This window comes from Sulfuriferula sp. (genome assembly GCF_054605375.1).
In genome coordinates, this window is record NZ_JBTSEG010000009.1 from 37,052 (window position 1) to 55,757 (window position 18,706).

At 56.8% G+C, this 18,706-nt stretch carries 19 protein-coding genes; 17 read left to right on the forward strand and 2 right to left on the reverse strand.

What is annotated here, in order from left to right:
• Window positions 1-53 precede the first annotated feature (53 nt).
• The 16 genes from ACYCZJ_RS07110 to ACYCZJ_RS07185 all read left to right on the forward strand — a co-directional run bounded on the left by ACYCZJ_RS07110 (window position 54) and on the right by ACYCZJ_RS07185 (window position 16,956).
• A complete protein-coding gene (locus ACYCZJ_RS07110) occupies window positions 54-767 on the forward strand; it encodes an outer membrane lipoprotein-sorting protein (RefSeq protein ID WP_461553591.1) in 714 nt (237 codons plus the stop codon).
• 44 nt (window positions 768-811) lie between these two features.
• A complete protein-coding gene (locus ACYCZJ_RS07115; RefSeq protein WP_461553531.1) occupies window positions 812-1,636 on the forward strand; it encodes a M48 family metallopeptidase in 825 nt (274 codons plus the stop codon).
• Between the two features lie 77 nt (window positions 1,637-1,713).
• Complete coding sequence (gene dusB / locus ACYCZJ_RS07120; protein ID WP_461553532.1) at window positions 1,714-2,751, forward strand: tRNA dihydrouridine synthase DusB; 1,038 nt, start codon at window positions 1,714-1,716, stop codon at window positions 2,749-2,751.
• Between the two features lie 76 nt (window positions 2,752-2,827).
• Entirely contained in the window at window positions 2,828-3,022 is a 195-nt protein-coding gene (locus ACYCZJ_RS07125) for a helix-turn-helix domain-containing protein (RefSeq protein ID WP_461553592.1), read from the forward strand.
• A gap of 82 nt (window positions 3,023-3,104) precedes the next feature.
• A complete protein-coding gene (gene purH / locus ACYCZJ_RS07130) occupies window positions 3,105-4,667 on the forward strand; it encodes a bifunctional phosphoribosylaminoimidazolecarboxamide formyltransferase/IMP cyclohydrolase (RefSeq protein ID WP_461553533.1) in 1,563 nt (520 codons plus the stop codon).
• 18 nt (window positions 4,668-4,685) lie between these two features.
• The gene (gene purD, locus ACYCZJ_RS07135; RefSeq protein WP_461553534.1) at window positions 4,686-5,963 is read left to right on the forward strand and encodes a phosphoribosylamine--glycine ligase; all 1,278 of its coding nucleotides are present in this window, start codon (window positions 4,686-4,688) and stop codon (window positions 5,961-5,963) included.
• On the forward strand, window positions 5,944-6,495 hold the full coding sequence (locus ACYCZJ_RS07140) for an L-threonylcarbamoyladenylate synthase (protein WP_461553535.1): 552 nt from the start codon (window positions 5,944-5,946) through the stop codon (window positions 6,493-6,495). Before purD ends, ACYCZJ_RS07140 begins: the two co-directional genes overlap by 20 nt.
• A gap of 10 nt (window positions 6,496-6,505) precedes the next feature.
• On the forward strand, window positions 6,506-7,411 hold the full coding sequence (hemF, locus tag ACYCZJ_RS07145; RefSeq protein ID WP_461553536.1) for an oxygen-dependent coproporphyrinogen oxidase: 906 nt from the start codon (window positions 6,506-6,508) through the stop codon (window positions 7,409-7,411).
• A gap of 18 nt (window positions 7,412-7,429) precedes the next feature.
• On the forward strand, window positions 7,430-10,639 hold the full coding sequence (locus tag ACYCZJ_RS07150; RefSeq protein ID WP_461553537.1) for a transglycosylase domain-containing protein: 3,210 nt from the start codon (window positions 7,430-7,432) through the stop codon (window positions 10,637-10,639).
• A 98-nt stretch (window positions 10,640-10,737) separates the two neighbouring features.
• Window positions 10,738-11,988, forward strand: a complete 1,251-nt coding sequence (hemA, locus tag ACYCZJ_RS07155; protein ID WP_461553538.1) for a glutamyl-tRNA reductase — start codon at window positions 10,738-10,740, stop codon at window positions 11,986-11,988.
• A complete protein-coding gene (gene prfA / locus ACYCZJ_RS07160) occupies window positions 11,985-13,064 on the forward strand; it encodes a peptide chain release factor 1 (RefSeq protein WP_461553539.1) in 1,080 nt (359 codons plus the stop codon). Before hemA ends, prfA begins: the two co-directional genes overlap by 4 nt.
• Before the next feature lie 2 nt (window positions 13,065-13,066).
• A complete protein-coding gene (prmC, locus tag ACYCZJ_RS07165) occupies window positions 13,067-13,921 on the forward strand; it encodes a peptide chain release factor N(5)-glutamine methyltransferase (RefSeq protein WP_461553540.1) in 855 nt (284 codons plus the stop codon).
• A 153-nt stretch (window positions 13,922-14,074) separates the two neighbouring features.
• Window positions 14,075-14,677 carry a hypothetical protein gene (locus ACYCZJ_RS07170; RefSeq protein WP_461553541.1) on the forward strand — a complete coding sequence of 201 codons (603 nt, stop codon included), beginning with the start codon at window positions 14,075-14,077 and terminating at the stop codon, window positions 14,675-14,677.
• On the forward strand, window positions 14,674-14,967 hold the full coding sequence (locus ACYCZJ_RS07175) for an HPr-rel-A system PqqD family peptide chaperone (protein WP_461553542.1): 294 nt from the start codon (window positions 14,674-14,676) through the stop codon (window positions 14,965-14,967). The genes ACYCZJ_RS07170 and ACYCZJ_RS07175 overlap by 4 nt, the downstream gene beginning before the upstream one ends.
• The gene (locus ACYCZJ_RS07180; protein ID WP_461553543.1) at window positions 14,964-15,884 is read left to right on the forward strand and encodes an HprK-related kinase A; all 921 of its coding nucleotides are present in this window, start codon (window positions 14,964-14,966) and stop codon (window positions 15,882-15,884) included. The genes ACYCZJ_RS07175 and ACYCZJ_RS07180 overlap by 4 nt, the downstream gene beginning before the upstream one ends.
• On the forward strand, window positions 15,871-16,956 hold the full coding sequence (locus tag ACYCZJ_RS07185) for a nucleotidyltransferase domain-containing protein (RefSeq protein ID WP_461553544.1): 1,086 nt from the start codon (window positions 15,871-15,873) through the stop codon (window positions 16,954-16,956). Before ACYCZJ_RS07180 ends, ACYCZJ_RS07185 begins: the two co-directional genes overlap by 14 nt.
• Here ACYCZJ_RS07185 and ACYCZJ_RS07190 read toward each other — a convergent pair.
• Both ACYCZJ_RS07190 and ACYCZJ_RS07195 read right to left on the reverse strand, forming a co-directional pair.
• Complete coding sequence (locus ACYCZJ_RS07190) at window positions 16,953-17,246, reverse strand: chaperone modulator CbpM (protein ID WP_461553545.1); 294 nt, start codon at window positions 17,244-17,246, stop codon at window positions 16,953-16,955. The two genes, ACYCZJ_RS07185 and ACYCZJ_RS07190, sit on opposite strands and share 4 nt — an antisense overlap.
• A gap of 5 nt (window positions 17,247-17,251) precedes the next feature.
• Window positions 17,252-18,184 (reverse strand): DnaJ C-terminal domain-containing protein, encoded by a 933-nt coding sequence (locus ACYCZJ_RS07195; protein ID WP_461553546.1) that lies wholly within the window; start codon window positions 18,182-18,184, stop codon window positions 17,252-17,254.
• Between the two features lie 196 nt (window positions 18,185-18,380).
• Here ACYCZJ_RS07195 and grxD point away from each other — a divergent pair, with 196 nt between their 5' ends.
• The gene (gene grxD / locus ACYCZJ_RS07200; RefSeq protein WP_461553547.1) at window positions 18,381-18,686 is read left to right on the forward strand and encodes a Grx4 family monothiol glutaredoxin; all 306 of its coding nucleotides are present in this window, start codon (window positions 18,381-18,383) and stop codon (window positions 18,684-18,686) included.
• Window positions 18,687-18,706 lie beyond the last annotated feature (20 nt).

Below are 18,706 nucleotides of genomic sequence, written 5' to 3' on the forward strand. Positions count from 1 at the left end.
CCTCCTGTTTTTTTCGTGCCGCTTTTTTAACCTGTTTTCTTTCCCAGACCCTGATGGGTGCCGCAACAGCTGCGGAGCCGAATACTGCGGAAAGCCCGCTAGCGCGCAGCATTCTGGAAAAATCCGACGCGATACGATTTCCGGCCCAAGGCTTTCAGGTTGATGTCGATATTGCCAGCGCTTCGCCGGGGACGGCAACTGAACACCGCAAATACCGGATACTTTCCAAGGGCAACGAAAATACAGTCGTCATGATACTTGAACCCGCGTCGGAACGGGGACAGATCATGCTGATGAAAGATCGTGATCTCTGGATTTTCATGCCCGACGTTTCCCAACCCATCCGGCTGGGACTGGCCCAGCGCCTGACCGGTCAGGTTGCGAATGGCGATCTGGCGCGAGCCAACTTCTCCGGTGACTATACCCCAAAATTATTACGCACCGAAAAACTGGGCGGCGATGATTATTATGTCCTGCAACTGGATGCCGTGGATCGCAGCGTGACCTACCATCAAGTCCTGCTATGGGTCAACAAATCCAGCTATCGTCCGTATAAGGCCGAATTTTATTCGCTCTCCGGCCGTCTGCTGAAGACCAGTTTTTACGAGAATTACGAAACCATGGCGGGAAAACAGCGGCCGGCACGCTTGCTCATACAGGACGCCCTCAAGTCCGGCGACACGTCAGTACTGGACTATAGCAACATGAAATTGCGTGACCTGCCCGACAAGGTTTTCAACAAGGACTATCTCAAGAAGCTACAGTAAGCATTTTGGACAGTTTCAAAATAAACCGCACCAGGAAATGAGCCATGACTAGATCACGCTTCACTCTGCTCGCCCTGATTGTTGCAAGTGCTTTGTTCACCACTGCGTGCGAGACAGTGAGCACCACGCAAAGTGGTGCGGTCGGCATTGACCGCAAGCAAATCATGTCGCCACTGGTTTCCAGCCAGCAACTTGAACAGCAGGCAGCGCTGACCTATACCAACCTGGTTGGGCAGGAAGCCAAACAAGGTGATCTGAATCCCGATCCTGCGCAGACTGCGCGCGTACGCCGGATAGCCGATCGCCTGATTCCACAAACTACCGTATTCAGGCCTGATGCATCGAAATGGAATTGGCAGGTCAATGTTTTCCGTTCGCCAGAGGTCAATGCATGGTGCATGCCGGGAGGCAAAATCGCCATATACACGGGCATTCTCGACAAGCTGAAGCTGACCGATGACGAGATCGCTGCGGTGATGGGCCACGAAATCGCTCACGCGCTGCGCGAACATGCACGCGAACAGGCCTCCGAGCAATCGCTGGCGCAATTGGGCTTGCTTGGTGCATCACTGGCCGGGGCAGGCCAGAATATCGTGAATGCGGGCGGACAGCTTTATCAGCTTGGCATCGGTTTGCCGCATAGCCGCAGACAGGAAACCGAGGCGGACCGCATGGGCGTGGAACTCGCCGCACGTGCAGGCTATGATCCGCGCGCTGCCATAGCCGTATGGCAAAAAATGATCCGGCTGGGTGGCAACCGCCCGCCCGAATTTTTGAGTACGCACCCCAATCCGGAATCGCGCATGCAGGATTTGCAGCAATACGCTGAAAAAGTGATGCCGCTGTATTTGCAGGCAAAAAAACGCTAATCAGACAGTTTTGCCCCGGCTCCGGATTGCGTATAAAATAGGCAGCCTTTTCTTCCTCTTCATTAGCTGTCCCTTCCATGCGTATCGGTTCACACACTCTCAAGAACAATCTGATTGTCGCCCCCATGGCGGGCGTGACCGATCGGCCCTTTCGCCAGCTGTGCAAACAGATGGGCGCGGGTATGGCGGTATCCGAGATGGTGACTTCCAACTCGCTGCTGTATGGTTCGGCTAAAACGGCACGCCGTGCCAATCACGATGGCGAAGTGGACCCGATTTCGGTACAGATTGCCGGAGCAGATCCGGCAATGATGGCGGAAGCGGCACGTCATAATGTCGATCGCGGCGCGCAAATCATTGATATCAACATGGGCTGCCCTGCCAAGAAAATTTGTAACGTCATGGCCGGTTCCGCACTGCTGCAGGATGAACCGCTGGTTGCGCGAATTCTGGAAGCCGTGGTTAACGCTGTGCCCGGCGTGCCGGTAACGCTCAAGATTCGGACCGGCTGGGACAAGCAGCATAAAAACGCGCTGAGCGTGCTGAGTATTGCCCAGAACAGCGGCATCCAGGCACTGGCGATGCATGGGCGCACGCGTGCATGCGGCTACACGGGCAACGCCGAGTACGACACCATCGCTGCAGTCAAAGCGGTGGCACGTATCCCCGTCATTGCGAATGGCGACATCACCACCCCGGAAAAGGCGAAATTCGTGCTCGATTACACCGGAGCGGATGCAGTCATGATTGGTCGCGCCGCCCAGGGCCGACCATGGATTTTCCGCGAGATCGAACACTTCCTGCAAACCGGCACACACTTGCCCGCACCCGAAGTCGACGAAATCCACCGCGTGCTACTTGATCATCTGCACGATCTCTACGGCTTCTATGGCGAGTATGCCGGGGTACGTATCGCGCGCAAACACATCTCCTGGTATACCAAAGGCCTGCAGGATTCCGCCACCTTTCGCCATGCCATGAACCAGCTGCAGAACGTAGCCGAACAAGAAGCGGCAGTGAACGAGTTTTTCGACCGCTGCCGCGCTCGCGGCCAGTGCCTCGAATATATCGAACTCGACAATTACAACCTCAATGAAACATCGCTAGCCGCATGATGCGGCAGGCACAGGGAGATTCAGCAAGGTGAGAAAAGAAAAAGAAAATGACATTGCGGCATGTGTGACCCGCGCCATGGACGACTATTTCCACGATCTGGATGGAGAAGTACCCGCAGGGATCTATGACATGGTGATGGCTTGTGTGGAGCAACCGCTATTGGAACAAGTGCTGCTTTTCGCCGAAGGAAACCAGACACGTGCGGCCGAATACCTGGGTATCAACCGCAATACACTACGCAAAAAAATGGCGCTGTACGGAATCAAATAAGTCTATCCACCACAGAAATTCTTGCCCTTTGCCGTCCGGGCGCATTCTGTGACGCACAATTTTTAAACAATCAGGATTAATCATGGCTTTCATCGAACGTGCACTGATCAGCGTTTCCGACAAGACCGGTGTACTCGAATTCGCCAAAGGCTTGCGCGAATTCAATATCGAAATCATCTCCACTGGCGGTACCGCAAAAATGCTAGCCGAGCATGGTATCCAGGTGACCGAAGTAGCCGATTACACCGGCTTCCCGGAAATGCTCGATGGCCGGGTGAAAACCCTGCATCCGAAAATACATGGCGGTATCCTGGCACGCCGCGACCTGGCCGAACACGCCGAGGCAGTACGCCATGCCGGTATCGGTTACATCGACCTGGTGGTGGTGAATCTCTATCCGTTCAGTCAGACAGTCGCCAAACCGGATTGCTCGCTGCCCGATGCCATCGAAAATATCGATATCGGCGGCCCGACCATGGTGCGTTCCGCTGCCAAGAACTACCAGCACGTAGCCGTGGTGACGGATCCAGCCGATTACGCCGCTGTGCTCGCCGAACTAAAAACCAACCATGGCTCGGTATCCACCGGAAGTTGCTACAGCCTGGCACGCAAGGCGTTTTCGCATACCGCCCAGTACGACAGTGCGATTTCCAATTATCTGACTGCGCGCGAACTGAACGGTGAACAAGCTGACTTTCCCGGTCGACTCAACCTTAATTTCGAGCGTGTGCAATCAATGCGCTATGGCGAGAACCCGCATCAGGCCGCCGCCTTCTATCGCGACCTGAATCCGGCTCCCGGCACGCTGGCACATTACACCCAGTTGCAAGGCAAGGAGCTGTCCTACAACAATATCGGCGATGCCGACGCGGCGTGGGAATGCATCAAGACTTTCGATGCGCCCGCCTGCGTGATCATCAAACACGCCAATCCCTGTGGCGTGGCAGTCGCAACCGATCCACTGAGCGCCTACAGGCTGGCGTTTGCGACTGACTCCACTTCGGCGTTTGGCGGCATTATTGCCTTCAACCGCGAGGTGGATGCGGCCACGGCCGAAGCGATATCCGGGCAGTTCATGGAAGTCCTGATTGCACCGGCCTACAGCGCGGCCGCACTGGAGCTGCTGGCAAAAAAGGCCAACGTACGGGTACTTGCCATCCCGCTCGCTGCTGGCCATAACGCGCTGGAGATCAAACGCGTCGGTGGCGGGCTGCTGGTACAGAGTGCCGACACCTTCAACATCACCGCAGCCGATTTGAAAGTGGTCAGTCAACGTCCACCCAACCCGCAGGAAATCCAGGACATGCTGTTCGCCTGGCGCGTCGCCAAATTCGTCAAATCCAATGCCATTGTATTTGCCGCCAACGGCCAGACCTTGGGGGTGGGTGCGGGCCAGATGAGCCGCGTTGATTCCACGCGTATCGCCGTCATCAAGGCGGGGCAAGCGAACTTGCCGCTAACCGGTTGTGCGGTTGCTTCGGATGCATTTTTCCCGTTCCGCGACGGCGTCGATATCCTCGCTGCGGCCGGTGCCAAAGCCGTGATTCAACCGGGCGGCAGTATCAAGGATGCAGAAGTCATTGCCGCCGCGGACGAACATGGCATTGCCATGGTCTTTACCGGGCATCGGCATTTTCGCCACTAAAGTTTTGACAGGTTAAACATGAAAGTTCTAGTCATTGGTTCCGGCGGACGCGAACATGCGCTCGCCTGGCGTTTGGCCCAGTCACAGCGCATTTCCAAAGTACTGGTTGCTCCCGGCAATGCCGGTACGGCACGGGATCCGGCACTCACCAATGTGCCGGTCAGCGAAATCCCCAGCATGATTGAATTTGTCCGGCGCGAGGGTATTGCGTTTACGGTGGTCGGCCCGGAAGCGCCGTTGGCAGCCGGCATTGTTGACGCTTTTCGTGCGGCTGGCCTGAAAATATTCGGCCCGACCCAGGCGGCGGCCCAACTCGAAGCCTCCAAGGATTTCGCCAAGGCATTCATGGCCCGGCACAACATTCCCACCGCGAAATACCAGACCTTCAGTACCGCGCAGCCCGCGCATGCCTACATTGAAGCCAACGGCGCTCCCATCGTCATCAAGGCTGATGGACTGGCCGCAGGCAAAGGCGTGGTCGTTGCCCAAACCCTGGCGGAAGCCCACGCCGCAGTAGACATGATGCTGGAAGGTGACAAACTCGGCAGCGCCGGTGCACGCGTGGTCATCGAGGAATTTCTGGTTGGCGAGGAAGCCAGCTTCATCGTGATGTGCGATGGCGAGCATGTGCTGCCGCTGGCTACCAGTCAGGATCACAAACGATTGCTGGACGGCGATGCCGGGCCCAACACCGGTGGCATGGGCGCTTATTCGCCAGCACCGGTAGTCACGCCGGAAATTCATGCGCGTGTACTGCGCGAGGTCATCGCACCGGTGATGGCCGGCATGAAAAAAGAGGGCGTCGCTTATACCGGTTTTCTGTATGCGGGGTTGATGATCGATGCCACAGGCCATATCAAGGTGCTGGAATTCAACTGTCGTATGGGCGATCCGGAAACCCAGCCCATCATGCTGCGGCTGAAGTCCGATCTGATCAGCATCATGGAACATGCGATCAATGGCACCCTGGATAAAGTGGAGGCCGAATGGGATCGACGCACCGCGCTGGGCGTGGTCCTGGCCGCAGCCAATTATCCGGACACGCCACGTAGCGGCGACGTGATTTTCGGCCTGCCAAAAGATGACCAGGATTTCCATGTATTTCACGCTGGTACCACGCTAAAGGACAATAACGTGGTGACCAGTGGCGGACGGGTACTGTGTGCCACTGCATTGGGTGACAGCGTAAAAATAGCCCAGCGACGCGCTTATGAAATTGCCGATCTGATCCACTTCGACGGCTGCCAGATGCGCCACGATATCGGTTACCGCGCAATTGACAAAAAATCCCACTGATACAGCCTTGCGCCATTGGTTGAAATCCGGCGGCGTGATCGCCTATCCGACCGAATCCTGCTATGGACTGGGTTGTGACCCAATGAACCCGCATGCGGTCCGGCGTATTCTGCAGATCAAGGGGCGACCCAAATCCAAGGGATTGATACTGATCGCATCGCATGTCGAACAACTCGGGTATTTTGTGGATGAGCATGCATTGAAGCGCGCAGCACTTTCCACATACTGGCCAGGGCCGGTTACCTTGTTGTTGCCCGCAGCCAAGCGTTGTCCACCCTGGCTCACCGGCCGGCATGCCAAACTGGCAGTGCGTGTTACTGCGCACCCGGGTGCCGCCCTGATGTGCGAACGCCTCGGCATGGCACTGGTTTCCACCAGCGCCAATCGGGCGGGTGGGAAATCACTGAAAAATGCGCGCGGCTGCTATCGGCTGTTCGGCAATCAAGTCCGCGTCATTACCGGTAAAATCGGCACGGCCCGACGCCCCAGCACCATCATGGATTTTGTCAGCGGCAATATCTTGCGCAGTTAAGGAACGAGACATGAACACCGAGCCAATCAAGGAATATCTGCTGGAGTTACAGGAACTCATCGTCGAACGCATGGAGCAGATCGACGGCAAGCCTTTTCTGCGCGAAAGCTGGGTGCGCCCTGAAGGCGGCGGCGGCATCAGTTGCGTACTGGAAGAGGGCAATGTACTGGAGCGGGGCGGGGTCAATTTTTCTCATGTTTTTGGTGACAATCTGCCCCCGTCCGCCAGCGCGGTGCGGCCGGAACTGGCAGGACGCAGTTTCGAGGCCATGGGTGTATCGCTGGTATTCCATCCGCGCAATCCCTATGCGCCGACCGTGCATCTCAATGTACGTTTTTTCATGGCCACCAAGCCGGGTGCAGCGCCGGTATGGTGGTTCGGCGGCGGCATGGACCTGACACCGTATTACGGCTTTGAGGAAGACGCGATACATTTTCATCACACCTGCCGCAATGCATTGAATCCATTTGATGCTGCCTATTACCCACGTTTCAAGGAATGGTGCGACAGGTATTTTTTCCTCAAGCATCGCAACGAACCACGCGGCATCGGCGGGATTTTCTTTGATGATTTCAATGAGTCTGATTTCGATTCGAGCTTCAACCTGGTGCAAAGCGTGGGTGATCATTTTCTTTCCGCTTACGCGCCCATCCTGGAGCGCCGCATGGATATGCCCTACAGCGAACGCGAGCGGGATTTTCAGGCGTATCGGCGCAGCCGCTATGTGGAATTCAACCTGGTCTACGATCGCGGTACGCTATTCGGCCTGCAATCCAATGGCCGCACCGAATCCATCCTGGTATCCATGCCGCCTGTAGCCAAATGGCGCTATCGCTGGCAGCCCGAAGCGGGTACCGCCGAGTCACAGCTATACAGTGACTTTCTGGTAGCCAAGGACTGGCTCGCCAATGCTTAACCGGGTCTGAATGACGTCATGGCATCTCTGCGCAGCAAACTGATTATCAGTGGTAGTAGTCTGCTTATCGTCGGCATACTGGCGGGCTTCCTCGCCTGGGAATTCACCACCTCCACCCTGCAGGCAAAATACCTCAGCGAGTACGCTGCACGCATGCATTTCAAACTGGAGCCGGGACCCAGCCCGTCCATCCGGTTTCCGCATGACGGCCCCTATGATGTGCGCTTTGGTTATACCCAGCTGCCCGATTTCAGCAAACGTCTGACGGACGCCGGCTTCGCGATCTCGGCGCAGGCACGCATCAGCCCCGCCATGGCGCAAATGGCTGATAAAGGTCTGTTCCTGCCTTACCATGAAAAAGATCAGGCTGGCCTTACCCTGTACGACACAACCGGCACGGTCATGTTTTCCAGTCGCACACCACACCATGTGTTCGACAATTTTCAGGCCATTCCGGCACTGATCCGCAATTCGCTGTTGTTTATCGAAAACCGCGAACTGCTCTCCACGGAAAACCCAAAACGCAACCCCGCCGTGGAATGGGATCGCCTCGCCCAGGCTGTGACGGACAAAATCATTCAGATTTTCCATCCTGCACACGATGTGCCCGGCGGCAGTACGCTCGCCACACAAATTGAAAAATATCGTCACTCGCCTGATGGTCTGACATTGTCCATGGGCGACAAACTCAAACAAATGGAATCGGCATCGGTGCGTGCTTATCTGGATGGCGAAAACACCCTGACTACGCGACGCAGACTGGTACTGGACTATCTCAACACGGTGCCTCTCTCCGCCGCCCCTGGTTACGGTGAGGTCATCGGCCTGCCGGATGCGTTAAAAGCATGGTACGGGCTGAATTACCATGAAGTGGTGCGCCTGCTCAATGCCGATCAGCCGGATCACGCGACAGCCAATGCCTTCAAGCATATGCTGTCTTTGCTGATCGCACAGCGCAAGCCCTCATTTTATCTTGGCAGCAACCACACCGAGCTCAACGATCTTACCAACAGCTACGTACGCCTGATGGCCAGGGAAGGACTGATCAGCCCGGCGCTGCGCGATGCAGCCCTATCGATCCCCTTGCATTTCAACATCCAGCGCACCGCCAGCTATACCGACTTTGTCGAGCAAAAAGCCGCCAACGCAATGCGCTCGCGACTCGCCATATTGCTCGGCACGCACCGCCTGTACAACCTTGATCGTCTCGACCTGACCGCCAGCAGCACCCTGAACGCCACTGCACAAAAAGCGGTAACCCGCTTGCTGGTTAGTCTTAATACACACGAAGGTGTCCAGGCAATCGGTGCTTATGGCAGGAATCTGCTGAGCCAGGAAAATGATTTGTCACAAATAATCTACAGTTTTACCCTGTATGAAATGACTCCGCAGGGCGCGTTGTTGCGGGTACAGGCAGACAACCTCAACCAGCCGTTCGATATCAACCGCGGCGCAAAACTGGATCTGGGCTCGACCGCCAAACTGCGCACGCTGATCAGCTATCTGGAGATCGTCAGCAAACTGCATGATACCTATCTGCATCTGCCCGACGAACGCCTGCATGAAATCACGCGCCGGCAAAACGATGCAATTGCCCAGTGGGCAGCTCAATATCTGCTGACCGCGCAGGACAAAAGCCTTGCCGCCATGCTGGAAGCGGCAATGAACCGCACCTATTCTGCGGATCCGTTTACTGGCTTCTTCACCGGCGGCGGCTTGCTTCATTTCGTCAACTTCAACAAGGACGATAATGGCCGCCGCATGAACTTGTGGGAGGCCACGCGCAACTCGGTCAACCTGGTGTATATCCGTGTCATGCGCGACATCGAGCGTCACTACATTGCGCAAAATCCTGGCGTAGCCGGCAAGATTCTCGAAGATGCGAGCAACCCGGCGCGGAAAACCTATCTGGAACGTTTTGCCGACCGGGAAGGCCAGGCATTCCTGTTGCGCTTCCATAAAAAATACCGCGGCCTCAACCCTGACCAGATCACGGAAAAACTGTTTTCCGAGATGCATCCGATACCGCGCAGGCTGGCCGCTGTTTATCGATATGTCATCCCGGCCGCCCCACTCAGTGTATTTGCCAGCTTTCTGCGCAGCCACGTTGCAGCAGGGACCACCCTATCGGATCGTGAAATTCAGACACTCTACACACAGCAGGCGACGGATGCCTATTCGTTGGCCGATCGAGGCTACATCTCGCAAATTCATCCGCTGGAATTGTGGCTGGTGCGCTATCTACGCAGTCATCCCGATGCGACTTTCGCCAACATCGTCGCTGCCAGCCACGATCAGCGCCTGGAAGTATATAGCTGGCTGTTCAAGACCAGCCGCAAAAATGCGCAGGATCAACGCATACACAGCCTGCTGGAAGTCGAAGCATTCCAGAACATTTATCTTGACTGGAAACGGCTCGGCTATCCATTTGACAGCCTGGTGCCCTCCTATGCCACCGCCATCGGCAGCTCGGCAGACCGCCCCGCCGCCCTCGCCGAATTAATGGGTGTAATCGTCAATAATGGCGTGCGCCTGCCGGCCGTCTCCATACAGAAACTGCACTTTGCCGCGGGTACGCCCTACGACACCGTGTTTGTACGCCAGCAACCGCAAGGTGAACGCCTGCTTCCCGCTGAATTGACCCAGGTCGTGCGCCGTGCATTGCAGGGAGTCGTGGAGAAAGGCACTGCCGCACGCCTGAACGGCGCATTCAAGGATGCCGACGGGAATCCCATTCCCATGGGAGGTAAAACCGGCACCGGCGACCAGCGCTACAAAACCTTCGGTGCCGGTGGCAATCTGCTTACCTCGCGGGTAGTGAACCGCACCGCCACCATGGTATTTTTCCTGGGGGACCGTTTTTTCGGCACCATGACCGCACTGGTCCCCGGTGAAAAAGCAGCCGCCTATCGCTTCACCAGTTCCCTGCCGGCACAAATACTCAAAGAAATGGGGCCCGCTTTAAGCAGCGTCCTGACGCCAATCAACGAACAGACCCGCGCCAAAATCAAGCATGGCGCCGTGCCGGAATCACAACCGGAACCAGCCCGGCACACTCGTCCCCAGCCACACCATACCCTGCCGCAGGAAAAACCGGAACCGCATCTTCCTCCCGAGACAATCAGCCCGGGCAGCCCACCAAAAACCCAACCGAAAATCGCTTCGCCCAGCCCCGCGGCAACCGCTCCGGATGAAGACATCAAACCCAAAAGCGAAGAAACTTATTGAACGTTCAATGCGTCAGCGCCAACATTGAACCGCACTCAATCCTGCGCGGTTTTCCACAATTAGGTAAAATGGGGCAGTTATAATGCCTCAACACATTCATGCAGCTGTTTACTTTCGGCATTAATCACCAGACTGCACCGCTCTCCATTCGCGAGCAGGTGGCGTTTCATGCTGAACGCATGGAGGAGGCGCTGCGCGACCTGACTACACACACGCCGGTTAAAGAAGCCGCCATCCTGTCTACCTGCAACCGCACCGAGGTTTATTGCAACACCAACCAGGGGGAAGTGGCGCTGGATTGGCTGGCTCGCTATCACCAGCTCAAGCGTTCCGTCATACAACCCTATCTGTATGCCCTGCCACAAGCCGAAGCGGCCCGACATGCGTTCCGGGTCGCATCAGGACTGGATTCGATGGTATTGGGCGAAACGCAGATTCTTGGCCAGATGCGTCAGGCAGTCAAAACCGCCGAGCATGCCGGCACGCTCGGTATGCTCCTGCACAAGCTGTTCCAGCGCACTTTCGCAGTCGCCAAGGAAGTACGCACCACCACCGAAATTGGCGCCAGCTCGGTATCCATGGCGGCCGCAGCCGTGCGCCTGGCGGAACGGATTTTCCCCAGCATTGCCGAACAGAATGTATTGTTCATTGGTGCCGGTGAAATGATCGACCTGTGCGCAACACATTTTGCCGCGCGTCACCCCAAGCACATTCTGGTCGCCAACCGCACCGAGGAACGCGCGCATCAGTTAGCCGACCGGTATAACGGCAGCGCCATTGCGCTGGCCGATTTGCCCGAACATCTGGCAAATTACGACATTGTAGTGACCTGTACCGCCAGCCCGCTGCCTATACTGGGCAAGGGCATGGTTGAACGGGCCCTCAAAGCACGCCGCCATCGTCCCATTTTCATGGTGGATCTGGCGGTGCCACGCGATATTGAAACCGAGGTGGCAGAGCTGGCCGATGTGTTTCTCTACACCGTGGATGATCTGGGCGAAGTGGTCAAACAAGGCATGGACAATCGCCAGGCGCATGTCGGCCAGGCCGAGGCGATTATCGAAGCCAGGGTGGAAACCTTTGTACACTGGATGGAAACCCGCGAAATGGTTCCGACCATCCGCGGTTTGCGCGACCATGCCGAACGTTACCGCCGCCACGAGCTGGAGCGCGCACAGAAAATGCTGGCGCGCGGCGACGACCCGCACGAAGTCATTGACGTGTTATCGCGCGCACTGACCAATAAATTCCTGCATTTGCCGACCCATGCACTCAGTCACGCCGGTGACAGCGAGCGTCAGGAATTGGCGGCGCTGCTGGCCCGGCTTTACTCACTCCATCACGAATGAAACCAAGCTTGCTTACCAAGCTCGCTCAGATTACCGAGCGGCTGGATGAACTCAACCGTCTGCTCGCCAGTGAGACGGTGACCAGCGATCTCGACAATTATCGCAAACTCACCCGCGAGCATGCTGAAATCTCTCCGGTGGTCGCGCTTTACAAAGCTTATTGCCAATCTGAAACAGACATCGTGAATGCCCAGACAATGTTGGCCGACCCGGAAATGCAGGAATTGGCAGAGGCTGAAATCGAAGATGCCAAGGCCAGGCTCCAGCAGCTTGAAGCCGAATTGCAGACCGAACTCCTGCCCAAGGATCCCAACGACGAACGCAATATCTTCCTGGAAATCCGCGCGGGCACCGGCGGGGATGAATCCGCGCTGTTTTCTGCCGATCTGTTTCGCATGTACACACGTTATGCCGAACGCCAGCGCTGGAAAATCGAGCTGATTTCGGAAAACATGAGCGAGCTGGGCGGTTATCGGGAAGTCATCATCAAGATTATCGGGCGCGGCGCCTATTCCCGGCTTAAATTCGAATCGGGTGGCCATCGCGTGCAGCGCGTGCCCACCACCGAAACCCAGGGGCGCATCCACACCTCCGCCTGTACTGTAGCGGTCATGCCGGAGGCGGACGAAGTGGCCGACGTCAACCTCAACCCCGCCGACCTGCGCATCGACACCTATCGCGCCAGCGGCGCCGGCGGCCAGCACATCAACAAGACCGACTCGGCAGTACGCATCACCCACCTTCCCACCGGCATTGTGGTGGAATGCCAGGATGACCGCTCGCAGCACAAGAACAAGGCACAGGCGCTATCGGTGCTCGCTGCACGCATCAAGGACAAGCAGCTGCGTGAAATCGCCGCCAGGGAAGCCGCCACGCGCAAATCCCTGATCGGCAGCGGTGACCGCTCCGAGCGTGTGCGCACCTACAATTTCCCGCAGGGACGCATCACCGACCACCGCATCAACCTCACCCTGTACAAGATCGACGCCATCATGGATGGCGATCTCACCGAACTGCTGGACGCGCTGGCGTCCGAGTATCAGGCCGAACTGCTGGCGGCGATGGGCGAGCGGTAATCGTGCCGGCAATTCGGGATCGGCTCGCGGCAGATCAGTCACAACTCGTACAAACACTGCGCCTCACGCCGCACGACGCCCGCCTGGAAATTCAGCTTCTGATGGCTGCCGCGCTGGACGTCAACCGTGCGTGGCTGCTGGCACATGATGACGAAATGCTTGCCCCGCCCGTCGCAGCGCGTTATACAAGCTGGCTCAAACGCAGACTGACAGGCGAGCCGATCGCCTATATTTTTGGTGAAAAAGAATTCTACGGCCTGATGTTCAAGGTCAGTCCGTCCGTGCTCATCCCGCGCCCGGAAACCGAACTGCTGGTGGAGCTGGCGCTAGCGCGCATCCCCATGGATCGGCCATGCCGGGTACTGGATCTGGGCACAGGCAGCGGGATCATCGCTATCACATTGGCCAAGCTGCGCCCGTTAGCCGAGCTGGTGGCTGTAGATGTCAGCCCTGTAGCGCTGGAATTGGCGCAAGCAAATGCCCGTAATCTAAAAGCGAACAATGTACTGTTTATTGAAAGTGACTGGTTCAGCGCACTGAGCAGTGTCGAGAAATTTGACGTTATTGTCAGCAATCCGCCGTATATCCGCGCGGATGACCCGCATCTTGCGCGTGGTGATTTGCGTTTCGAGCCGCCTATCGCGCTCGCTGCGGGTGCGTCCGGACGCGACGCGCTTGCCTGGATTATTGATCAGGCAGTATCTCGTATAACAAGCACTGGCACGCTGTTGCTGGAACATGGTTACGACCAGGGCGAATATGCTCGCGCTGCGCTACGGCAAGCGGGATTCCACGAATGCGTCACTTATCACGACCTCGCCGGTGTGGAGCGAGTGACGCTGGGGACTGTCGGATAAATTTACACCCTCGTCGCTATCCACGCTGATATCATTTCTGAATAACCCGGCATGACTTGCCAATACTGATGCGCCAGAGTAATTTTTGTTTTGGAATGTTTATTGCTTAATTTTGCATATATCGACATGCAAGCATGATTCAAAGGGCAGACAATGGATAATAAAATTTATGACGAGTCGCGAACCAGAGTGACCGAACCTGTTGCCAAAAACGGCGTGGCCAGCGATTCACGGCGCCGCTTTACCAAGACCGGACTGGGTGCCGGAGCCGTTATCGCCACACTCGCCAGCCAGCCGGTGCTGGGCGCCGCTCCCTACAACTGCACCATCTCCGGTCACGCCTCGGGCAACGTCTCGACCCATGGTCCAGAAGGCAATTGCGCCATCGGCCTGAGCCATGGCTACTGGAAAACCCACACGGCCACAGGTGATTGGCCAGCGCCGTTTGCACCCAGCCAGTTGTTCAGGAATGCCGGCGCGCCCAATTCGCTACTGGATGCACCGGGAATAACCACGGGTCAAACCATGCTGCAAGTGCTCAATCTCGGCGGTGGCGACATGACCGCACTGGCGCGCGAAGTGGTTTGTGCCCTGTTGAATGCGCAACAATTTGCGCCCAACTTCCCGCTTAGCATGGCGCAGATCAAACAAATCTGGAATGAGGTGGTGAACACCGGACAGTATCAAGTCAATGCCAGTGTTTCCTGGACGGACGAAGACGTTAAAAACTATCTGGAAAGCCTGCACGATAGTTGATCTCGAATCCCGCTGTGTGGCACCTCACCACTGACACCCTGCTCTACGTGCCAGAATTGGATGGTCAGGCGGTTATCTACCAGATCGCATCAGGCGATACGCATCTGGTCAGCGCACTGGCAGGTCAGGTCATCCTGCATCTGCAATCCGTTGCCGCGACCACCGACACACTGCACCAACACATTGTTAACTGCGCACCGGGTCAGGACACCGTAGAATTGCAGCAGACGCTGAAAGCCACCTTGGGCGACCTGCAACAGCTAGATCTGATTACCGACACCGCCGTTTGAATATTGCCGATTACACTCTGCCCGAACTGCGCCGCGCAATGGCGCACAATGGGGTACATTTACAAACAGGGATATTTTCTGCCTGCGTGCGCAGCACCATTCCGCTGGTGGCCGAAGGTATCCATGAGCTCTATGCCGACGCGCCCGTGCTGTCCGCCGAGCAGTTTGCCGATTTCCACATCACACTGTTGCGTCCAGAAAATTTTAGACGCTGGCTCAAGCCCCAAGTGGTGTTCCGTTTTGACGGGTTTTCTCCCTTCAAACCCCTGCCAATCGACCAAGCCTTTGCGTTGTTTGAATGGGGGCTCAACTGGTGTATTTCCAGCCACGCGCATCAATATCTGATGATTCACGCAGCCGCCATCGAAAAGAATGGTCGGGTGGCGATCCTGCCCGCGCCGCCGGGCTCGGGCAAAAGCACGCTCACCGCCGGACTGATCCAACGCGGCTGGCGGCTGCTCTCGGATGAACTCACACTCATTGGATCGGACGGCTTGATACAGGGCATTGCGCGCCCTGTCAGCCTGAAAAACCAGTCCATCGCCGTGATTCGCCAATTCGCACCGGACGCAATTATCGGACGAGTAGTCAAGGACACCATCAAAGGAACTGTGGCGCATTTACGCGCGCCAGCAGACAGTGTCGCCCGGGTATTGGAGCGGGCGCAACCGGGCTGGGTCATTTTTCCCAAATATACTGCCCAGGCAGCCGCCACAATGCACGCGATGGCACGCACTGACGCCTTCATGGAACTCGCACGAAACGCTTTCAATTACAGCCTGTTGGCGGAGGAAGGCTTTCGGCGTCTGTCTGCTCTGATGGGCGGCAGCGCCAGTTACAGCTTTGAATACAGCAACCTCGACGAGGCCGTGCGGATGTTTGACGCAATGGCAGCACAACACGATGCAGACACCTGATTGCGCCATTGTTCGCGCGCTACGAGAGCCAGACCGCCTCGATCAATTCAGCATGGCGGAATGGGATGTCCTCATTCGTCAGGGCCGGCGCGCCAATTTGCTGGCTCGGCTGCACTGGCTCGCACAAGAAAAAAATCTGCTCGCATCCCTACCCGCAGCACCACGCGCCCATTTGGAGGCCGCACGGGTGATCGCCGACAAGCAAGCGACCGCAGTCGCCTGGGAAGTGCGCAAAATCCACGAGGCGATTGCACCTACCGGTGCGCCCTTGATCCTTCTGAAGGGTGCTGCCTACCGCATGGCGGCACTGGCGGCGGGACGCGGACGCGTATTCTCAGACGTGGACATCCTTGTGCCCAAGCAACTTATCAATCACGCCGAAGCTGCACTCATGCTGCATGGCTGGGTCGCCACTCAACATGATGCCTACGACCAGCGCTACTACCGTACCTGGATGCATGAAATTCCGCCGCTGACTCACATCAGGCGCCTGTCGGTGATCGACGTGCACCATGCCATCCTGCCGGAGACGGCGCGACTGCATCCGGATCCGGCTCTGCTGCTGGCTGCGGCACAGCCTGTTGTGGATCAACCCGGCGTATATACTCTGGCACCCGCTGACATGGTGCTGCACTCGGCCAGTCATTTATTCTGCGGCGAATTCGAGCATGGCTTGCGCGATTTGTCGGACATCGATTTGCTGCTGCGCGAATTCGGTATTGTGGCAGGGTTCTGGGATGGCTTGGTGGCGCGCGCGCAACGACTGGATCTGGCGCGGCCGCTGTATTACGCGCTGCACTGGGCGGTGCGGTTGTTTGCTACGCCGATACCCTCCCCGGTGCTACGCGAGATCGACGCATGCGCGCGGCCCTCTACACCAGCAAAGCAGCTCATGAATGCGCTGTTACAACGTGCCTTGGTACCTGATCACGTCAGCTGCCACGATGCCCTGTCTGCGACAGCTCGCATTCTGCTCTATACACGTGCCCACTGGTTGCGCATGCCACCCCACCTGCTAGCCTATCACCTGGCACACAAGGCGCTGTTTCCACCACGCGCAGCAGAAAATTAAGCGCAGTCCAAACGCGCGTGCAGGCGACTGATCTCATCCTGCATATCCAGTATCAAACCCAGCACTTCCAGATTGGCCTCCAACTCGTGATACAGACGCCAGGCACGGCGGGCACGGGCCAAATCTTCCGCGTTAAACCGCCAATCAGCCGGGGTTGCACCTGACGGGTTCAATATCGCCTCGTCCACAAGCACACAGACCCATGCAGATTCAACACTGCAAGTCCAGGCAAGCTGCTCCAGTGTCAGCGTAAAAATGCTGTCTGCGGAAATCGGTAGGGAAGATTCCATCGACGTTATACTCCGAGCGCATGACGCGGATCAAATGCCAGCTCCTGCGCCATGGTCTGGTACAGCTCGCGTGCACGCGGTGTTGCCGCCTCGGGCAATATCACTTCCAGCGTCAAATACAGATCACCCGCCGGATTACCCGGCAATCCGCGTCCTTTCAGGCGCAGCTTGCGCCCGGATTGTGAATTGGGCGGTACTTTGACTTCAACTGTGCCGTCCGGAGTCGGTGCTTTGATTGTTGCCCCCAAGGCAGCCTCCCAGGGGGTAACCGGCAATTTCAGGTAAAGGTCCGAACCGTCCACACGGTATAAAGGGTGCGGCCGGAACTGCACCTCCAGATACAGGTCCCCGGCTCCTCCAGCGCCAGGCGTGCCCTGCCCTGCCAGGCGCACTTGCTGGCCCGCGCGCACCCCCTTTGGCATCTGCACATTCAGACTGCGCTCACGGTACGCAAGGTGGCCGCCGGCATCAATTTCAGGTACGCGCAGACTGATTCGATGTGCTCCACCGCGATAGGCATCTTCCAGATCCAGCATGATTTTGGCATGGTGATCCTTTCCGGCTGTGCGCTGCTGCGCCGAGCCGCCTTGACGTGCGCGGCGGCCAAACAGCTCCGAGAAAAAATCACTGAAATCCTGCCCCTGAGCACCCTGATGAGGGGCGCCGCTGAATTCGAAACCGGCATCCCAGTCAGGTGGCGGACGGAATTGCTCGCCTGCCTGCCAGCGACTGCCAAGCTGGTCATAGGCGGCACGCTTTTCCGCGTCTTTTAGCACCTCGTTGGCTTCATTGATTTCCTTGAAACGCGTTTCGGCGTTGGCCTCCTTGCTTACATCAGGATGATATTTTCGCGCCAGCTTGCGATATGCGCGCTTGATTTCATCCTGTGAAGCATCCCGCGCCACACCTAAAATATTGTAATAATCCTTGTATTCCACAGCGATTTTTCCTTTTTGAATCTAAGTTTGTATTCGCTCTCATTTTGGACTGTCGCATCACAAATTCAAGCAAAGCCTGGTAAATATGCCGGCAAGCGAAACTTGACGCACGCAACTGCACGCGCGTATTATTCCTGATTGATTTAGTCGGGTATTCACCCGCATCTTTTATAATCATCATGGAGCATTCGTAGCAATGAGCGCACAAGACACTATCCGCGAGCAAGTCACCACCCACAAAGTCGTACTGTACATGAAGGGCACACCGCAGTTCCCGCAGTGTGGTTTTTCCGCTGGCGCAACGCAGATTCTCAAATCCTGCGGTGTGACTGATCCGTTTACCGTCAACGTGCTGGCCGATCCGGAAATTCGCCAGGGAATCAAGGAATATGCAAACTGGCCGACCATCCCGCAGCTTTACGTGAATGGCGAGTTCGTTGGCGGCTCTGACATCATGCAAGAGATGTTCAAAAACGGCGAGTTGCAAAAACTATTGGGTTGATAATTCAATCACCCAATAAA

Coding starts and splice junctions, on each gene's coding strand:
- ACYCZJ_RS07110 (WP_461553591.1), top strand. CDS start 54: ATGGGTGCCGCAACAGCTGCGGAGCCGAATACTGCGGAAAGCCCGCTA.
- ACYCZJ_RS07115 (WP_461553531.1), top strand. CDS start 812: ATGACTAGATCACGCTTCACTCTGCTCGCCCTGATTGTTGCAAGTGCT.
- dusB (WP_461553532.1), top strand. CDS start 1,714: ATGCGTATCGGTTCACACACTCTCAAGAACAATCTGATTGTCGCCCCC.
- ACYCZJ_RS07125 (WP_461553592.1), top strand. CDS start 2,828: ATGGACGACTATTTCCACGATCTGGATGGAGAAGTACCCGCAGGGATC.
- purH (WP_461553533.1), top strand. CDS start 3,105: ATGGCTTTCATCGAACGTGCACTGATCAGCGTTTCCGACAAGACCGGT.
- purD (WP_461553534.1), top strand. CDS start 4,686: ATGAAAGTTCTAGTCATTGGTTCCGGCGGACGCGAACATGCGCTCGCC.
- hemF (WP_461553536.1), top strand. CDS start 6,506: ATGAACACCGAGCCAATCAAGGAATATCTGCTGGAGTTACAGGAACTC.
- ACYCZJ_RS07150 (WP_461553537.1), top strand. CDS start 7,430: ATGGCATCTCTGCGCAGCAAACTGATTATCAGTGGTAGTAGTCTGCTT.
- hemA (WP_461553538.1), top strand. CDS start 10,738: ATGCAGCTGTTTACTTTCGGCATTAATCACCAGACTGCACCGCTCTCC.
- prfA (WP_461553539.1), top strand. CDS start 11,985: ATGAAACCAAGCTTGCTTACCAAGCTCGCTCAGATTACCGAGCGGCTG.
- ACYCZJ_RS07170 (WP_461553541.1), top strand. CDS start 14,075: ATGGATAATAAAATTTATGACGAGTCGCGAACCAGAGTGACCGAACCT.
- ACYCZJ_RS07185 (WP_461553544.1), top strand. CDS start 15,871: ATGCAGACACCTGATTGCGCCATTGTTCGCGCGCTACGAGAGCCAGAC.
- ACYCZJ_RS07190 (WP_461553545.1), bottom strand. CDS start 17,246: ATGGAATCTTCCCTACCGATTTCCGCAGACAGCATTTTTACGCTGACA.
- grxD (WP_461553547.1), top strand. CDS start 18,381: ATGAGCGCACAAGACACTATCCGCGAGCAAGTCACCACCCACAAAGTC.